At 73.6% G+C, this 14,645-nt stretch carries 16 protein-coding genes and 1 pseudogene; 9 read left to right on the plus strand and 8 right to left on the minus strand.

The features are described from left to right. The first annotated feature begins 19 nt into the window (after nt 1–19). On the plus strand, nt 20–1,807 hold the full coding sequence (locus tag E2B92_RS23865) for a serine/threonine-protein kinase (RefSeq protein ID WP_126888820.1): 1,788 nt from the start codon (nt 20–22) through the stop codon (nt 1,805–1,807). Here the strand turns inward: E2B92_RS23865 and E2B92_RS23870 are convergent. Beyond that, entirely contained in the window at nt 1,777–2,586 is an 810-nt protein-coding gene (locus tag E2B92_RS23870) for an SGNH/GDSL hydrolase family protein (RefSeq protein WP_126888819.1), read from the minus strand. The two genes, E2B92_RS23865 and E2B92_RS23870, sit on opposite strands and share 31 nt — an antisense overlap. Nucleotides 2,587–3,458: 872 nt before the next feature. On the opposite strand from E2B92_RS23870, the gene E2B92_RS23875 reads away from it, so the two are divergent. From E2B92_RS23875 to E2B92_RS23890, 4 genes are read left to right on the plus strand one after another with little or no spacing between them, the layout of a single operon-like run. Beyond that, nucleotides 3,459–4,289, plus strand: coding sequence for a glycosyltransferase family 2 protein (locus E2B92_RS23875; RefSeq protein WP_126888818.1), 831 nt, complete (start codon nt 3,459–3,461; stop codon nt 4,287–4,289). Then, nucleotides 4,286–5,272 carry a glycosyltransferase family 2 protein gene (locus tag E2B92_RS23880; RefSeq protein WP_126888817.1) on the plus strand — a complete coding sequence of 329 codons (987 nt, stop codon included), beginning with the start codon at nt 4,286–4,288 and terminating at the stop codon, nt 5,270–5,272. The genes E2B92_RS23875 and E2B92_RS23880 overlap by 4 nt, the downstream gene beginning before the upstream one ends. Further along, nucleotides 5,269–6,066, plus strand: a complete 798-nt coding sequence (locus E2B92_RS23885) for a polysaccharide deacetylase family protein (protein ID WP_126888816.1) — start codon at nt 5,269–5,271, stop codon at nt 6,064–6,066. The genes E2B92_RS23880 and E2B92_RS23885 overlap by 4 nt, the downstream gene beginning before the upstream one ends. A 32-nt stretch (nt 6,067–6,098) precedes the next feature. Then, the gene (locus tag E2B92_RS23890; RefSeq protein ID WP_200836974.1) at nt 6,099–7,202 is read left to right on the plus strand and encodes a DUF5925 domain-containing protein; all 1,104 of its coding nucleotides are present in this window, start codon (nt 6,099–6,101) and stop codon (nt 7,200–7,202) included. 88 nt (nt 7,203–7,290) lie between these two features. On the opposite strand, the gene E2B92_RS23895 is transcribed toward E2B92_RS23890, so the two are convergent. Further along, the gene (locus E2B92_RS23895; RefSeq protein ID WP_126883623.1) at nt 7,291–7,665 is read right to left on the minus strand and encodes a GntR family transcriptional regulator; all 375 of its coding nucleotides are present in this window, start codon (nt 7,663–7,665) and stop codon (nt 7,291–7,293) included. A 72-nt stretch (nt 7,666–7,737) separates the two neighbouring features. Between E2B92_RS23895 and E2B92_RS23900 the strand changes: the two genes are divergently transcribed. Together E2B92_RS23900 and E2B92_RS23905 are read left to right on the plus strand one after the other, a co-directional pair. Further along, nucleotides 7,738–8,661: a GNAT family N-acetyltransferase gene (locus tag E2B92_RS23900; protein ID WP_126883624.1), complete on the plus strand. Its 924-nt coding sequence runs from the start codon at nt 7,738–7,740 to the stop codon at nt 8,659–8,661. Beyond that, nucleotides 8,642–9,139 carry a DUF402 domain-containing protein gene (locus tag E2B92_RS23905; RefSeq protein ID WP_126883625.1) on the plus strand — a complete coding sequence of 166 codons (498 nt, stop codon included), beginning with the start codon at nt 8,642–8,644 and terminating at the stop codon, nt 9,137–9,139. Before E2B92_RS23900 ends, E2B92_RS23905 begins: the two co-directional genes overlap by 20 nt. On the opposite strand, the gene E2B92_RS23910 is transcribed toward E2B92_RS23905, so the two are convergent. From E2B92_RS23910 to E2B92_RS23925, 4 genes are read right to left on the minus strand one after another with little or no spacing between them, the layout of a single operon-like run. After that, a complete protein-coding gene (locus E2B92_RS23910) occupies nt 9,118–9,558 on the minus strand; it encodes a GNAT family N-acetyltransferase (protein WP_126883626.1) in 441 nt (146 codons plus the stop codon). The genes E2B92_RS23905 and E2B92_RS23910 overlap by 22 nt on opposite strands. Continuing rightward, nucleotides 9,555–11,051 carry a tripartite tricarboxylate transporter permease gene (locus tag E2B92_RS23915; protein WP_126883627.1) on the minus strand — a complete coding sequence of 499 codons (1,497 nt, stop codon included), beginning with the start codon at nt 11,049–11,051 and terminating at the stop codon, nt 9,555–9,557. The genes E2B92_RS23910 and E2B92_RS23915 overlap by 4 nt, the downstream gene beginning before the upstream one ends. Beyond that, the gene (locus E2B92_RS23920; RefSeq protein WP_126883628.1) at nt 11,051–11,563 is read right to left on the minus strand and encodes a tripartite tricarboxylate transporter TctB family protein; all 513 of its coding nucleotides are present in this window, start codon (nt 11,561–11,563) and stop codon (nt 11,051–11,053) included. The genes E2B92_RS23915 and E2B92_RS23920 overlap by 1 nt, the downstream gene beginning before the upstream one ends. Beyond that, nucleotides 11,560–12,543: a Bug family tripartite tricarboxylate transporter substrate binding protein gene (locus E2B92_RS23925; RefSeq protein WP_126883629.1), complete on the minus strand. Its 984-nt coding sequence runs from the start codon at nt 12,541–12,543 to the stop codon at nt 11,560–11,562. The genes E2B92_RS23920 and E2B92_RS23925 overlap by 4 nt, the downstream gene beginning before the upstream one ends. Before the next feature lie 127 nt (nt 12,544–12,670). Between E2B92_RS23925 and E2B92_RS23930 the strand changes: the two genes are divergently transcribed. Next, the gene (locus E2B92_RS23930; RefSeq protein ID WP_126883630.1) at nt 12,671–13,339 is read left to right on the plus strand and encodes a response regulator; all 669 of its coding nucleotides are present in this window, start codon (nt 12,671–12,673) and stop codon (nt 13,337–13,339) included. Nucleotides 13,340–13,383: 44 nt separating this feature from the next. After that, entirely contained in the window at nt 13,384–13,965 is a 582-nt protein-coding gene (locus tag E2B92_RS23935; RefSeq protein ID WP_126883631.1) for a hypothetical protein, read from the plus strand. Nucleotides 13,966–14,022: 57 nt separating this feature from the next. Here E2B92_RS23935 and E2B92_RS23940 read toward each other — a convergent pair. Both E2B92_RS23940 and E2B92_RS23945 read right to left on the minus strand, forming a co-directional pair. Further along, nucleotides 14,023–14,115 (minus strand): annotated as a pseudogene (locus E2B92_RS23940) (IS5/IS1182 family transposase); the annotation flags it as partial. 156 nt (nt 14,116–14,271) lie between these two features. Beyond that, complete coding sequence (locus tag E2B92_RS23945; RefSeq protein WP_126883632.1) at nt 14,272–14,454, minus strand: hypothetical protein; 183 nt, start codon at nt 14,452–14,454, stop codon at nt 14,272–14,274. Between the last annotated feature and the right edge of the window lie 191 nt (nt 14,455–14,645).

The raw sequence follows: 14,645 nt of genomic DNA on the forward strand, positions 1-14,645 counted from the left end.
TGAGCTAGCTTGAGGTCCTATGACCGAAGGGCCGGAAGCGGTACGGCGGGTGGCGGGGCGTTACCGATTGCTGGGTCCGCTGGGCAGGGGCGGCATGGGTGTCGTGTGGCGCGCGCGGGACGAGGTGCTCGGCCGCGAGGTCGCGGTCAAGGAGGTACGCGCGCCCGCCGGTTACGACTCCGCCGACGAGCGGCGGCTGTACGCGCGTCTGGAGCGGGAGGCGTGGGCGGCGGCCCGGGTGTCGCACCGGGGCGTGGTCACGGTGTACGACGTGGTGACCGAGGACGGCCGGCCCTGGATCGTGATGGAGCTGGTCCGGGGGCTGACGCTCGCCGAGACGCTGGACGCGGAGGGGCCCATGCCGCCGCGGCGGGCCGCCCGTGTCGGGGCGGAGGTGCTGGCCGCGCTGTGCGCCGCGCACGAGGCGGGGGTGCTGCACCGGGACGTGAAGCCGGCGAACGTCCTGCTGGCCAACGACGGCCGGGTGGTCCTGAGCGACTTCGGGATCGCGGCGGTGGAAGGCACGTCCCACCTCACCATGACCGGCGAGCTGATCGGCTCCCCCGACTTCCTGGCGCCCGAGCGGGCGCTGGGGCGGACGCCCGGCCCCGCCTCGGACCTGTGGTCGCTGGGCGTGCTGCTGTACGCGGCGGTGGAGGGCGGCACGCCGTTCCGGCGGGACACGCCGCTGGGCACGCTGCGGGCCGTGGTGGACGAGGAGCCGCCGCCACCGCGCCGGGCCGGTCCGCTGGCGCCGGTCGTCGAGGGGCTGCTGCGCAAGGACCCGGCCGAGCGGCTCACGGCCGGGGAGGTTGGGCGCCTGTTGCGGGCCGTGGGCGCGGGCGGCGACCCGCGCACGGCTCCGGCCGGGACGGACGGCCCCGCCTTCGCCACGACGGTGGTGGCCGGGGACGCGGGCGTGTCCCCGGTCGGGGGCGCGGCCGCGGGCGGGGCCGGCACGGGTGCGGGCTCGGGTGCGGGCTCGGGTGCGGGCTCGCGTGCCGGCACGGGTGCGGGCTCGGGTGCGGGCTCGGGTGCGGCGACCACCGCGGTCGCCGGGCGGCCGGCCCCGGCGCGGCGCGCGGGCAGCGCGGTGGCGGCGGGTGCGGCCGCCCTGGTGCTCGTGGCCGCCGGGCTGGCGTACGCCCTGCTGCGGGACGACGATCCGGCCGCCCGGGGCACCGGCGCGGGCGCCACCCCGCCGCGTGTGACGGCCACGCCGGGCGGCACGCCGAGCGGCGGCGGAGGGACCGGGGACGCGGCCCCGCCGTCCCGGACGGCCGCGCGGTCCGCGCCGTCCGTGCACGTCGACGCCCGGGCGCTGCGCGGCAGTTACGTCGGGACGTGTCCGCCCCCGGAGGCGGAGGCGCCGTCCTTCCGCGCGACGATCACCGTGAGCCGCACGCCCGCCTCCGTCGGCTACCGGTGGGTGACGGAGAGCGGCGAGGGCACCGCCCCGGGCTGGCGGACGGCCGAGTTCGGCTCCGGCGGGGGGACCGTACGCGAGGTGGAGCACACGGAGCGGGCGTACGGGTGGCACGGGACGCACCGCGACCGGGTCCGGGTGGAGGTCCGGAGCCCGGCCGGGGCGCATTCCGGTTGGGTGGGTTTCTCGGTGACGTGCCGGGACGCGGACCCGCCGGGCGGGACGCCCACGGGTGGGACCCCCACCGGTGGGACGCCCACGGGCTCCCCGGCCGGCGGGACGCCCACCGCCACCCCGACGGACGGCACCCCGTCCGCCACTCACGGGGTCACGTCACCGAGCGCCGCGCCTTACAGAGCGCCCCTGAAGGAGGGCAGGTAGCCACCGGACTGTCCGGCGGCCGTGGGGTGGTAGGAATCGCCGATGTTGAGCCAGTTCACGCTGTGCAGCCAGGACGCGCCCGAGCAGATCTCATGGCCGGTGAAGGCCGGGGTGACGTCGGCGAAGGTGTAGCCGTGGTCGGCGGCGCGCTTGGCGGTCGCCGCGTTGAGGTGGTCGGCGCCGCCGTTGATGGCGCGGCGTTCGTTCTCACTGAGGCCGGCGATGCAGCTCCCGCCGATCTTGTAGAAGCGGGGGTAGCCGAGGACGACCACCCGTGCGGACGGCGCCTTGGATCTGATCGCCGAGTACACCGAGTCGAGCCGGCCGGGCAGGGTGGTGTCGACATAGCGCTTCGCCTCGTTGACGCGGGCGATGCAGGTGGCCTCGGACTGGAGGACGCAGGTGGTCATGACGTCGGCGAAGCCCGCGTCATTGCCGCCCACGGTGAGGGAGACGAGATCGGTGGCGGTGGACAGCGGACCGAGCTGATTGGCCGTCACGTCGTTGGTGCGGGCGCCTGAGCAGGCGGTGAAGGCGAACGACGAGGGGGAATTGGCGGCCGCCCAGAGGGCGGGATAGGCGCGGGGAGTGCGCTTGCAGTCGCCGCTGGAGCTGTCGTAGCCGCCGGCGCCGACTCCGGAGGAGTACGAGTCGCCGAGCGCCACGTAGTCGAGGGCTGCGGCCGATGCGGTGGCGTGCGCCGCCCCCGCCCCGGTGAGGGTCAGGACGGCGCCGAGGAGGAGCGAGGTCGAGAATGCCGCGGCTCGGGACAGTTTCATGGAACCTCCCTTTGGCAGGATTTCTGCCTGAAAATTTCGTAGCAGCCTGCAGTGTCCATGCCAATAGCCGTGCGTGGCGTGTTGTTGACGCCGAGTCAAAATGTAGCCGCCCTCGAGGTCCGTTTTCCGGAATTTTGCCGGCAAGTCACCCATGCGGAGCGTGACGTGACGGCACGACGCCCCACCGCCGCGCGCCGGTGCGGCGGCGGGTGTGACGGTGACGGCTGTGACTGCGGCCGGGTTCCGCGGGAGGCTGCCGGCCACGGCTCGCCGCCGCACGCTTCCGTCCGCCCCCCCCTCTCGCCCACCGCGCCGGCTCCCGGGTCCGCCGCGGCGCCGCACCGCCCCGGACGCCACCGCCACGGACACCCTTCACCCCCGTACGACGCAAGGCCATTTCCTGACGCGGAAATTCGCAGAAGTACCTCGCGCCACAATTCCCCCGTACGCCGGAAGGATCTCCTTCTGCTTTTCCGACGGGAACTGATCGGACCCGTACGGCGTCTTTGTGGCAGTCCGTCAAAGTACGGTCAAAGAAGCAAAAAATGGAGCCTCGGCCCAGGTCTTGCCATACAGTCCCGATTATCAATACCGTCGTACATCCACCCGCACCGGTCCATCACGCAAGGCGGCTCAAGGGGAGGGCTCACGTGCCGCGATGGCTCCGGAGCGGGGCGCGGTAGGGGGGTGCCGCGCTCGGTGACGTTTCCCGTGCCGAGGCGCGAACCGCGCGCGGCCGAATTACCGCTCACCCGTCACTCACGGAGATCCATTCCGTCATGGGACGAGTGAGGACAACCCCCCTTTCGAACCGGATACTCAGCCGGACCGCCCGGGGGTGGGCGGTCCACCGGACGAGAGGGAAATGACCCATGAGCTCCTTCGTGCGCCCGGCCGCCGGCGATGCCGTCGACTCGGAAAGCGGCCGAATAGCCGCCCAGTACCGGGCCATCACGTCCCACCTCGCCATCACTCCGCCGGTGAGCGTGGTGATTCCGGCGATGAACGAGGCGGAGAACCTTCCGTACGTCTTCAAGACCCTGCCCGACTGGATTCACGAAGTGGTCCTCGTCGACGGCAATTCCACCGACGACACCGTCGACGTCGCCCGTGGGCTGCGGCCCGACGTCAAGGTCGTCAAGCAGGCCGGCAAGGGCAAGGGCGACGCCCTCATCAGCGGCTTCGCCGCCTGCACCGGCGACATCATCGTGATGGTCGACGCCGACGGCTCGGCCGACGGCCAGGAGATCGTGTCGTACGTCTCCGCCCTCGTCGGCGGCGCCGACTTCGCCAAGGGCTCCCGCTTCGCCAACGGCGGCGGCACGGACGACATGACCCCGGTCCGCAGGCTGGGCAACCGCCTGCTGTGCGCCGTCGTCAACGCCAAGTTCGGCGCCCGGTACACCGACCTCTGCTACGGCTACAACGCCTTCTGGCGCCACTGCCTCGACGAGATCACCCTCGACTGCACCGGCTTCGAGATCGAGACCCTGATCAACATCAGGGTCGTCAAGGCGGGCCTGCGGGTCCAGGAGGTGCCCAGCCACGAGTACCTGCGCATCCACGGCGTCAGCAACCTCAACGCCGTCCGCGACGGCATCCGCGTCCTGAAGGTGATCCTGCGGGAGAAGGGCGTCCGCCGCGCCGAGCGCCGCCGCGCGGCCGACTTCTCGGTGAGCGTGCCCCGGGGTGAGCTCCGTTGAGAGGGCGCCGGTTCTCGGTGGTGATCTGCGCGTACACCGATGACCGCTGGGAGGACGTCCTCGCGGCGGTCGAGTCGGTGCGCCGGCAGTCGCTGCCCGCCCTGGAGACGCTGCTGGTGGTCGACCACAACGAGCCGCTGCGCGAGCGGCTCGCCGCGCGGTACGCGGACGCCGGCGAGGAGGTGCGGGTGCTCGCCAACGCGGGCCCCCGCGGCCTCTCGGCCGGCCGCAACACCGGGATCGCCGCCGCGCGCGGCGACATCGTCGCCTTCCTCGACGACGACGCCGTGGCCGAGCGGGACTGGCTGCGGTGGTTCGACGCGGCCTACGACGACCCCCGGGTGGTGGCCGTCGGCGGGCGGACCGTGCCGGCCTGGGCGGCGGGGCGGCGCCCCACCTGGTTCCCCGAGGAGTTCGACTGGGTCGTCGGCTGCACCTACCGGGGGCTGCCGGCCGGGCGGGTGCGGGTGCGCAACGTCCTGGGCGGCAACGCCTCCTTCCGGCGCGGCGCGTTCGACGCGGCGGGCGGGTTCGCCACCGGCATCGGGCGGGGCGGGGACGCCCGGCCGCTGGGCTGCGAGGAGACGGAGCTGTGCATCCGGCTCGGCAAGGCCCTTCCGGACGCCGTCCTGCTCATCGACGACCGGGCGGTGATCCACCACAAGGTCCCGGCCGCCCGCGCGACGTACCGCTACTTCCGCGCCCGCGCCTACGCCGAGGGCCTGTCCAAGGCGCTCGTCGCCCGCAGCGTCGGCGCGGGCAAGGGGCTGGAGACGGAGCGGCGGTACACCACCCGGGTGCTGCCCGCCGGAGTGGCGCGCGGCCTGCGGGACTTCCTGCTGGCCCGTCCCGGCGGCGCCGGACGGGCGGGCGCCATCGTCACCGGTGTGGTGGTGGCCGCCGGGGGCTACCTGCGCGGGTCCCTGCGGACCCGCCGCGAGGGCGGCGGCTTCTCGTACGGGCCGGTCGGGGCCCCGTCATGACCGGCCCCGTCCCGGTCCTGATGTACCACGCCGTGGGGCACCGGCCCGCGCGGGCGGCGTACGGGCTGTCCGTCTCGCCGGAGGCGTTCACCGCGCAGATGGCGCTGCTCGGCGAGCGCGGGTTCACCCCGGTCACCACGGCACGGCTCGGGCACGCGTGGCGGACCGGCGCCCCGCTGCCGGACCGCCCGGTGGTGATCACCTTCGACGACGGGTACGAGGGGGTGCACCGGCACGCCCTGCCGGTGCTGGCCGGGCACGGCTTCGCGGCCACCCTGTTCGTCTCCACGGGGTGGCTGCGCGGCCCGTACGCCGGGAGCGGGGCGCCCGACACCATGCTCGACTGGGACCAGGTGCGGGAACTGGCCGCCGCGGGCACCGAGATCGGCGGCCACAGCCACACCCATCCGCAGCTCGACCAGCTCGGCGACGAACGGCTCCGATCGGAGGCCGTGCGGTGCCGGGAGATCATCGCCGAGCAGCTCGGCACGGCGCCCGTCTCGTTCGCCTACCCCTACGGCTACTCCAGCCGGCGGGTGCGGGAGGCGGTCCGCCGGGCCGGGTTCGCGCAGGCACTGGCCGTCGGCAACGCGCTGGCGCGGCGCGCCCAGGGCCCGTACGCCCTGCGCCGGGTGACGGTGCGCCGGGCGACGGACATCGAGCGGTTCGGGCGCCTGGTCGAGGGCCGGGACGTGGGGCGGGAGTTCGCCCGCGACCGGGCGCTGACCAAGGGGTACGCGGTGGTGCGGCGCGCCCGGCGGGCGGCCGACGTGCTGGTCCGCACGCGGACGTAAACCCCGTGCGGGGAACGCGGGTGTGCCGGATCATGGGGCGCATGTCAGCCAACCCTCATGAGGCCCTGCCGATCCGGCTCACCGTCGACGACAGCGATTCCCCCGCCGATGTCGTCGACGCGCTGTTCCTCGGGCGCTTCGCGACGGGCGAGCAGCCGCACGCGCACAGTTCCACCCTCGACCGCGTCAAGCCCGGCGCGACCCTGCTCCCGCCGGGCGCCGCGGTGCTGCGCTCCGCCCGCGACGACGACCGCAGCGCCACGCTCGCGGAGGGCGACGGCTGGACGCTGCTGGTCTCCCGGTGGAACCGTGGTGCGGACGTCACGGTCACGGCGGTCGACCCCGAGCTGGCGAGGACCGTCCTGGCCCGGGCGACGGACGGGGCCAAAGACGACCCGGAGCCGCAGCCGGACAACGTGACCATGGGCTTCTGGTACGTGTCCCCGCGCCGTGGCCCGCACCGCACGACGCGCCGGATCGCCGCCGGGTCGTGGGAGGAGATCCGGCCCAACTACACGGCGCCGGTGGCCGACGCGATGGACCGGCTGATGAAGCTCACCCCGGACGACATCGCGGGCCGGCTGCTGCTCCTGCACGGCCCGCCGGGCACCGGCAAGACGTCGGCGCTGCGGACGCTGGCCCGGTCGTGGCGCGACTGGTGCCAGGTGGACTGCGTGCTCGACCCGGAGCGGCTGTTCAGCGACGTCGGGTACCTGATGGACATCGCGATCGGCGAGGACGAGGGCACCGCCAAGGGCCGCTGGCGGCTGCTGCTCCTGGAGGACTGCGACGAGCTGATCCGGGGGGAGGCCAAGCACACGGCCGGGCAGGCGCTGTCCCGGCTGCTGAACCTGACGGACGGTCTGCTGGGCCAGGGGCGCAACGTCCTGGTCGGGGTCACCACCAACGAGGACCTCGAGCGCCTGCACCCGGCGGTGGTCCGCCCCGGCCGCTGCCTGGCCCGCATCGAGGTCGGCCCGCTGACCCGCCCGGAGGCGGTGTCCTGGCTCGGCACCGAGGAGGGCGTGGGCCGGGACGGGGCGACGCTGGCCGAGCTGTTCGCGCTGCGCCGGGGCACGAGCCCGGCGGCGGTCCCGGAGCAGGCGCGGGGCGGGGACGCGGGGCTGTACCTGTAGTCCCGATCCGCCCGCCCGGTCCCCATCCCGGTCCGCCCGCCCGGTCCCCATCCCGGTCCCCATCCCGGTCCGCCCGCCCGGTCCCGGTCTACCCGTCGTACGCCGCCCGCAGCGCGTCCGCCACGGCCGCCTCCGCGTCGGCACGGGTGAGGCCCAGGCGGTGGGCCTCGGCGGCGTACGCGGCGGCCGCCGTGGCCGCCTGGCGGGCGGCGGCGTCACCGGCGGCGGCGACGAACGTGCCGGCGCGGCCCCGTGTCTCGATCACCCCGTCGGTCTCCAGCACCCGGTACGCCTTGGCGACCGTGTTGGCGGCGAGGCCCAGTTCCTCCGCGAGGCCGCGGACCGTCGGCAGCTTGTAGCCGACGGGCAGGCGGCCGGAGCGGGCCTGGGCGGAGATCTGGGCGCGCAGTTGTTCGTACGGGGCGGTCGACGACGCCGCGTCGACGGAGATCTTCAGGGTCACGGGTACGATTGTCCCCGACGGCGGGGTAATTGGGAGGCGGCCGGCGCCGGGGCGCGCGTACCGTGCGGCTTCATGACTGTGATCGTGCGGGACTTCCGTCCCGAGGACGCCGAGGCCGTGAGCAGGTCACGACAGGCCTGCATACCGTTCCAGGTGGCGACGCCCCGTTCGGTGCTCTTCGACGTCGAGACCGCCAACCCGGCCGCGAAGTTCCGCCTGCTGGTCGCCGAGAGGAACGGCGAGATCATCGGGACGGCCTATGCCGGCATCGCGTACGACAGCAGCGAGCCCGGTCAGGCCTACGCCACCCCGCAGGTCCACCCGGACCACCGGGGTCACGGCGCGGGCGGCCTCCTGCTGCGTACCGCCGAGGAGCACCTGGCGGCCGAGGGCGCGACATCCCTGTACGCCTGGGCGATGGACGACCCCACGAACCTGGCGTTCGCCGCCGAGCGGGGCTACCGGCCCACCCGGTCCTCGCACTTCCAGCGCCTCGACCTGGCGCGCACCGACCTGCCCGAGCTGCCCGGGACGCTCCCGCCCGGCGTCGAGCTGCGTACCGCCGCCGACTACGAGGCCGATCCGCGCCCGATGTTCGTCGCCGACGCCGAGGCGACGGCCGACGAACCGAGCGACATCGCCACGGACTTCGACGACTACGAGGACTGGGTGCGCCACACCTGGGACAACCCGCTGCTCGACCGCGGCTTCTCCACGGTCGTGACGGTGGGCGGCGAGGTGGCGGCCTTCACCGCCGCGTTCACCGACGGCGCGACCCGTTACGTCTCGGGCATGACCGGCACCCTGCGCGCCCACCGGGGCCGGGGCCTGGCGAAGCTGGCCAAGACGGACTCGCTGCTGCGGGCCCGTGCCGCGGGCTGCACCGACGCGTACACCAGCAACGACGGCGCGAACGGCCCGATGCTGACGATCAACAAGTGGTTCGGTTACGAGATCTGCGCGACGGAGGTGAGGCATGTCCGCACGGTCGGTTGACGTCCGCCTGGTGAAGGCGGGCCGTACGAAGATCCGGTACCCGGCCGAGGTCGTGTCCGACGACGGCACCCTCCTCACGGTCCGGGCGCCCTGGGCGGCGGACGGCGTACGGGACTTCGGGTTCGTGCGCTTCGAGCCCGGTGACGTCTTCACGGAGCACTACTGGCGGGACCGGTGGTACGCGGTGAAGGAGGTGCGCACCGGGGAGGGCGCCCTCAAGGGCTGGTACTGCGACGTCACCCGGCCCGCGTCGGTGCGGGGCTCCGAGGTGGTCGTGGAGGACCTGGACCTGGACCTGTGGGTGCCGGCGGACGGCGGGGAGGTCCTGCGGCTGGACGAGGACGAGTTCGCGGCGAGCGGCCTTCAGGAGCGGGACCCGGTGGCGGCCGCCGCCGCCCTCCAGGCGCTGGACGCCCTGGAGGCCCTCGCCCGAGAGGGCCGCCTGCCGGGCGCGGATCAGGAGACCGGCTTGCGGTAGTGGACGCGCTCGGGGTCCTCCGCCGTGCGCGGCGCGTCGACCTCGTAGCCGTACCGCTCGTACATCGCCCGGTTCTCCCGCATCAGCCGGTGGGTGAGCAGTCGCACCTCGGGCAGGCCGAGGGTGCGGGCGCGCTCCTCCACGAAGGCGAGCAGGCGGCGGCCGAGGCCGGCGCCCTGGGCGTCGGGGTGGACCGCGATGTTGTCGAGGTACAGGTGGTCGGCCCCGGTCCTGAGGACCACGAGGCCGACCACCGGGTCTGCGGCGACGTACACCCGCCCGGCCGCCACGTCCGCCGGGTGGTCGGCCTCCATCGGGGCCGGCGTGCGACCGATCCGGTCGAGGTAGTGGTGGTAGGCCGCGTCGGTGACGGCCTTCACACGGGGGACGTCGTCGGTGGTCGCACGGCGGATGGTCATTCCGTCAGACTACGACGGCGCGTGATCACCTTCTTCAGGGCCGGCCAGGCCAGCAGGACGGCGACCACGGCGTACACGGTCACCGAGAACGGCGTGTCGACCAGCCCGGTGACGCTGCCGTCGCTGATCTGGAGCGCCCGGCGGAGCTGCTGTTCGGCTGCCGGGCCGAGGATGACCCCGATGACGGCGGGCAGCACCGGCAGGCCGTAGCGGCGCATCCCGAACCCGATGAGGCCGATGATCAGCAGGATCACCAGGTCGAGGGCTTCGCCGCCGACCGCGTACGCCCCGGTGGCCGCGAAGAACAGGATGCCGGCGTACAGGTACGGGCGCGGGATGCGCAGCAGCTTCGCCCACACCGGGGCCAGTGGCAGGTTCAGCGCGAGGAGCAGCACCATGCCGACGAACAGGGAGGCGATCAGGCCCCATACGAGGTCGGGTTCGCGTTCGAAGAGCAGCGGGCCGGGCTGGATGCCGTACTGCTGGAAGGCGGCCAGCATCACGGCGGCGACGGCCGTGGTCGGCAGGCCGAGCGTCAGCATGGACACGAGCGTGCCGGCCGCCGAGGCGGAGGCGGCGGACTCGGGGCCGGCGACGCCCTCGATGGCGCCGCGCCCGAACTGGTCCTTGTGCTTCGACAGCCTCTTCTCGGTGACGTAGGACAGGAACGTGGGGATCTCCGCGCCGCCGGCCGGGACGGCGCCGAACGGGAAGCCGATGAGCGGGCCGCGCAGCCACGGCTTCCACGTCCGCCTGACGTCGTCCCTGCCGAGCCAGGGCCGGCCGACGGGGATGGCGTCGCCGCCGGTGCGCCGCAGGTGCGCGGCGACCCACAGGGCCTCGCCGATGGCGAAGAGGCCGACCGCGACGATGACGACGTCGATGCCGTCGGCGAGCTGGAGCGAGCCGAAGGTGAGCCGTGGCCGGCCGGTCATCTGGTCGAGCCCCACCAGGCCGAGGGTGAGGCCGACGAGGAGTGAGGCGAAGCCACGGATGCGGGACGAGCCCAGCACCGAGGTCACCGCGATGAACGCCAGCACCATGAGCGCGAAGTAGTCGGGCGCGCCGATGTCCACCGCCAGCGCGGCGACGGTCGGGGCGAGGGCGACCAGCAGGACGGTGCCGATCATGCCGCCCGCGAAGTGCCCGCCCGCGGCGGCCGCGAGGGCCTGGGCGCCCCGCCCCGCCTTGGCCATCGGGTTGCCCTCGATGGCGGCGACGACGGCGGCGCTCTCGCCCGGCGTGTTGAGCAGGATGGAGGTGGTGGAGCCGCCGAACATCGCGCCGTAGTAGATGCCGGCGAACATGATGAACGCGCCGGTGGGCTCCAGCCCGTACGTCACCGGCAGCAGCAGCGCCACCGCCATGGCGGGGCCGATGCCGGGCAGGACGCCGATGGCGGTGCCGAGCAGCACGCCTGTGGCCGCCCACAGCAGGTTCATGGGCGTCAGCGCGGTGCCGAAGCCGTCGAGCAGGGAGTTCCAGGAGTCCATCAGAGCACCCCCATCAGCGGGCCGCCGGGGAGCGGGACGCCGAGCAGATTGGTGAAGACGACGTAGGTGACGAGGGAGAGGACGGCGGCGATCAGCGGGTCGCGGTCGGTGCGGCGGCTGCCGAGCGCGTACGCGGAGCCCCAGAAGAGCAGCGCGCCGGCGATCGGGAAGCCGAGCGGGCCGATGAGGACGGCGCCACCGAGGAAGACCCCGGCGAGCAGCAGGACGGTACGCCAGTCGCCGGGCTCCGACAGGTCGACGTCCTCACCGCCCTCGGCCTCGCCGCGGCCGCCGCGCAGCACGTCGGCGGTGAGCAGGACGGCGACGACGAGGAGTCCCGCGCCGACGACGACGGGGACGGTCGCGGGTCCGACGGGTCCGCGCTGTCCCGCGACGGCGTTCATGGACAGCGCGTCGGTGAGGACGAGCACGCCGAGGACGGCGAGCAGGAGGCCGACGCCGAGTTCGGAGTGGTCGCGCAGCCAGGAGCGGCGCTCGGCGGGTGTGTTCACAGTCCCAGCTCCTTCAGGACGGAGCCGACGCGCTCGTTCTGCTGGTCGAGGAATCTCCCGAAGGCGTCACCGGAGAGGTACGCGTCGTTCCAGCCGTTCTTCTTCAGGGAGTCGCGCCACTGCTTCGAGGCGTGCAGCTTGTCGACGAGGCCGATGAGCTTGTCGCGTTCGGCGGCGGAGAGGCCGGGCGGGGCGACGATGCCGCGCCAGTTGGTGAACTCGGTGTCGAGCCCCGCCTCCCGGAGGGTGGGGGCGTCGAGCCCGGGGACCCGCTCCGGGCCGGTGACGGCGAGGAGCCGCAGCTCGCCCGCCTTGATCTGGTCGAGGTACTCGCCCACGCCGGAGACGCCGAAGGCGACCTTGTTGCCGAGGATGGAGGCGAGCAGTTCGCCGCCGCCGTCGAAGGGGACGTAGTTCACCGATTTCGGGGCGATCCCGGCGGCCTGCGCCATGAGCATGGGCGCGAGGTGGTCGGGGCCGCCCGGCGACGATCCGCCGCCCACGGGCAGCTTGGCGGGGTTCTTCCTCCAGGCGGCCAGCAGGTCCCGGATGGTCCGGTACGGGGAGTCCTTGGCGACGACCACGATGTCCTGCTCCTCGGTGAGCCGGGCGATCGGGGTGGTGTCGGCGAGGGTCGCCGGCGTCTTGTTGGTGTGGACGGCACCGACGACGCCGAGGCCCATGGACATGGCGAGCCGGCCGTTGCCGTGCTCGCCGACGAGCCGGGTCAGGCCGACGGTGCCGCCGGCGCCGGGCAGGTTGAAGACCTCGATGTCGTGGGTGAGGCCGGCGTCCTCGGCGTTCTTGGCCGCGGTGCGGGCCGTGATGTCGTAGCCCCCGCCGGGAGTGTTGGGGACCATGAACCGGAGCCCGGGGATCTGTGTGCCGGTGCCGGAGCCGCTGCCGGTGGAGAGCAGCGGCGGCCCCACGAGCACCAACAGCGCCGCCCCGAGCAGGGCGAGGGGAGTGCGCGATCGCACGCGTGCCGCCTTTCGTACGGACGTACCTGTGAAGTGGCCCACATGTTGCCCGCACGTTAAGAAGCTGTCTCCCTTCCGCAATCAACGGACGTTGTGGTCGTTGTGGTCGGGACCTACCGTGTCGCCGGTGACGACGGTGCTGGTGGTGGACGACGACTTCATGGTCGCCAAGCTGCACAGCCGCTATGTGTCCGCGGTGGACGGTTTCACGGTCGCCGGGGTGGCGCACAGCGGTGCCGAGGCGCTGCGCGCGGCCGAGGCGCTGCGCCCCGACATCGTGCTGCTGGACATCTACCTGCCCGACATGGACGGGATCGGTGTGCTGCGCGCCCTGCGGTCGGCGGGGCACGGCGCGGACGCGCTGTTCATCACGGCGGCCCGGGACGCGGGCACGATCCGCTCGGCGCTGCGCGCGGGGGCGCTGCACTACCTGATCAAGCCGTTCAGCCAGGCCGCGCTGCGGGAGCAGTTGCTGCACGTGGCGTCGGTACGCACGCGCCTGGCCCAACTGGACGAGGCGCGGCAGGAGGACGTCGACCAGATCTTCGGCACCCGCCCGCCCGGCTCCCGCGAGCTTCCCAAGGGCCTGGCGGCCCACACCGCCGACCTGGTGGAGCGCATCCTCCGCGACCACCCGGCGGGCCTGTCGGCCGCCGAGTGCGCCGAGGCGGGCTCCCTCTCCCGCGTGAGCGCCCGCCGCTACCTCGAGTACTTCGCGGAGACGGGCCGCGCCGAGGTCACCCTCCGCTACGGCGGCACGGGCCGCCCGGAACGGCGCTACCGCCGGGTGGGATGACCATTACGGTGGGTCCAGGTCGTCCGAGGACGTGGAGGGGGCACATGGGCGCCGGTTGGGTGGGGCTGCTGGTCGCGATCGTGGGCGTGGCGGGAACTCTGGGGGCCGCGCTGCTGACCCAGAACCGCGCGGACCGCACCAAGCGGATGGAGCTGCAAGCCGCGGCCGAGCAGCGCCGCGAGGAGCGCGACCACGCGAGGGAGCTGCTCCGGGCGGAGCAGGCGGAGGCACGGCTGCGTGAGGGCCTCGAACGGCGGCGCGCCTGCTACATCACGCTGAACACCGCCGCGCGCCAGTACGTGACGGCCATGACCAACCACGTCCACGCGGTGCGGCGCGGCGAGGACACCGCCGGGTCCCTGACCAGGCTGGAGGAGTGCAGGCTGGCCTTCCGTGACAGCTACGCCGAGGCCCAGATGGTCGCTCCGGACACGGTGCTCCGCGCCTGCAGCACGGCCAAGACACGGCTCAACACCGCGTACGGGTCGCTCAGGGACCTCTGCACGGCCCCTTCGGCGCACGCCGAGGAACTGGCCGCCCTGGAGGCCGGGTTCCACCAGGAGGTCTGGCCGTACCTGGGGGCGATGAAGCGGTCGATGCGAGCCGATCTGGGGATCGACGACTGAAGGGTGTTGCAGCAGGCTCAGTCCTGGGCAGGCCGGAGTGGTGCCTGGCCTGCTGTTTCACCGCGTCAGGGCGAGGTTCGGCATGGTGGCGACGGCCTGGGCTGCGTGGCGGAGGCCGTCGCCCTTCTGGCGGGAGTCGCGGAGGATCTTCGCCGACGTCGTCGAGCAGCCGGGCCTCGAGTTACTGCTGGGCCATGGTCGGGCGTTCACCCCCACGTGCTTGTCCCCCGGCGAGCCGGCGCCCGCGGGAGACCGCCCGCTCGATGCCTTCGGCCCGCCCTCGGTGACGAAGTGGAGGGCGCCCCTTCACGCGGCCAGCCGTCCGGCACGGAGTGGGTGACCACGACGACGGGCAGCCCCATCCCCTTCCCACCCGCCCGTGCGGCCGAACAGCTTGCGCCCCACGACGAGCGCCCCGGTCTCCGCGACGAGCCGCCGCCAGTGCGTGGCGCTTACCTCGGTGAGGTGGAAGGTCGGCCCGGAGTGCATGGTCTCGACGGTGATCGCCGTTCTCGTACCACTTGAACAGTTTGGCGAAGCCGGTCTCGCCGGGTCCGCAGATGTACCCTTCGAGGGATGCGCCGGCGCCGGTGTAGACCATCGGTCGTGGTGCTCGCTCCTTCGTCGTACGGAGGGTGGACCGGCGGCGCGGGCGGGACTCATCGCCCGAGCCAGGTCCC

Source organism: Streptomyces sp. WAC05374, from assembly GCF_004353505.1.
Classification (GTDB): domain Bacteria; phylum Actinomycetota; class Actinomycetes; order Streptomycetales; family Streptomycetaceae; genus Streptomyces.

Excerpts from the sequence above, each read along its gene's own strand:
- E2B92_RS23865 (WP_126888820.1), top strand. The coding sequence starts at position 20 with ATGACCGAAGGGCCGGAAGCGGTACGGCGGGTGGCGGGGCGTTACCGA.
- E2B92_RS23870 (WP_126888819.1), bottom strand. The coding sequence starts at position 2,586 with ATGAAACTGTCCCGAGCCGCGGCATTCTCGACCTCGCTCCTCCTCGGC.
- E2B92_RS23875 (WP_126888818.1), top strand. The coding sequence starts at position 3,459 with ATGAGCTCCTTCGTGCGCCCGGCCGCCGGCGATGCCGTCGACTCGGAA.
- E2B92_RS23885 (WP_126888816.1), top strand. The coding sequence starts at position 5,269 with ATGACCGGCCCCGTCCCGGTCCTGATGTACCACGCCGTGGGGCACCGG.
- E2B92_RS23890 (WP_200836974.1), top strand. The coding sequence starts at position 6,099 with ATGGGGCGCATGTCAGCCAACCCTCATGAGGCCCTGCCGATCCGGCTC.
- E2B92_RS23900 (WP_126883624.1), top strand. The coding sequence starts at position 7,738 with ATGACTGTGATCGTGCGGGACTTCCGTCCCGAGGACGCCGAGGCCGTG.
- E2B92_RS23905 (WP_126883625.1), top strand. The coding sequence starts at position 8,642 with ATGTCCGCACGGTCGGTTGACGTCCGCCTGGTGAAGGCGGGCCGTACG.
- E2B92_RS23910 (WP_126883626.1), bottom strand. The coding sequence starts at position 9,558 with ATGACCATCCGCCGTGCGACCACCGACGACGTCCCCCGTGTGAAGGCC.
- E2B92_RS23915 (WP_126883627.1), bottom strand. The coding sequence starts at position 11,051 with ATGGACTCCTGGAACTCCCTGCTCGACGGCTTCGGCACCGCGCTGACG.
- E2B92_RS23935 (WP_126883631.1), top strand. The coding sequence starts at position 13,384 with ATGGGCGCCGGTTGGGTGGGGCTGCTGGTCGCGATCGTGGGCGTGGCG.
- E2B92_RS23945 (WP_126883632.1), bottom strand. The coding sequence starts at position 14,454 with ATGCACTCCGGGCCGACCTTCCACCTCACCGAGGTAAGCGCCACGCAC.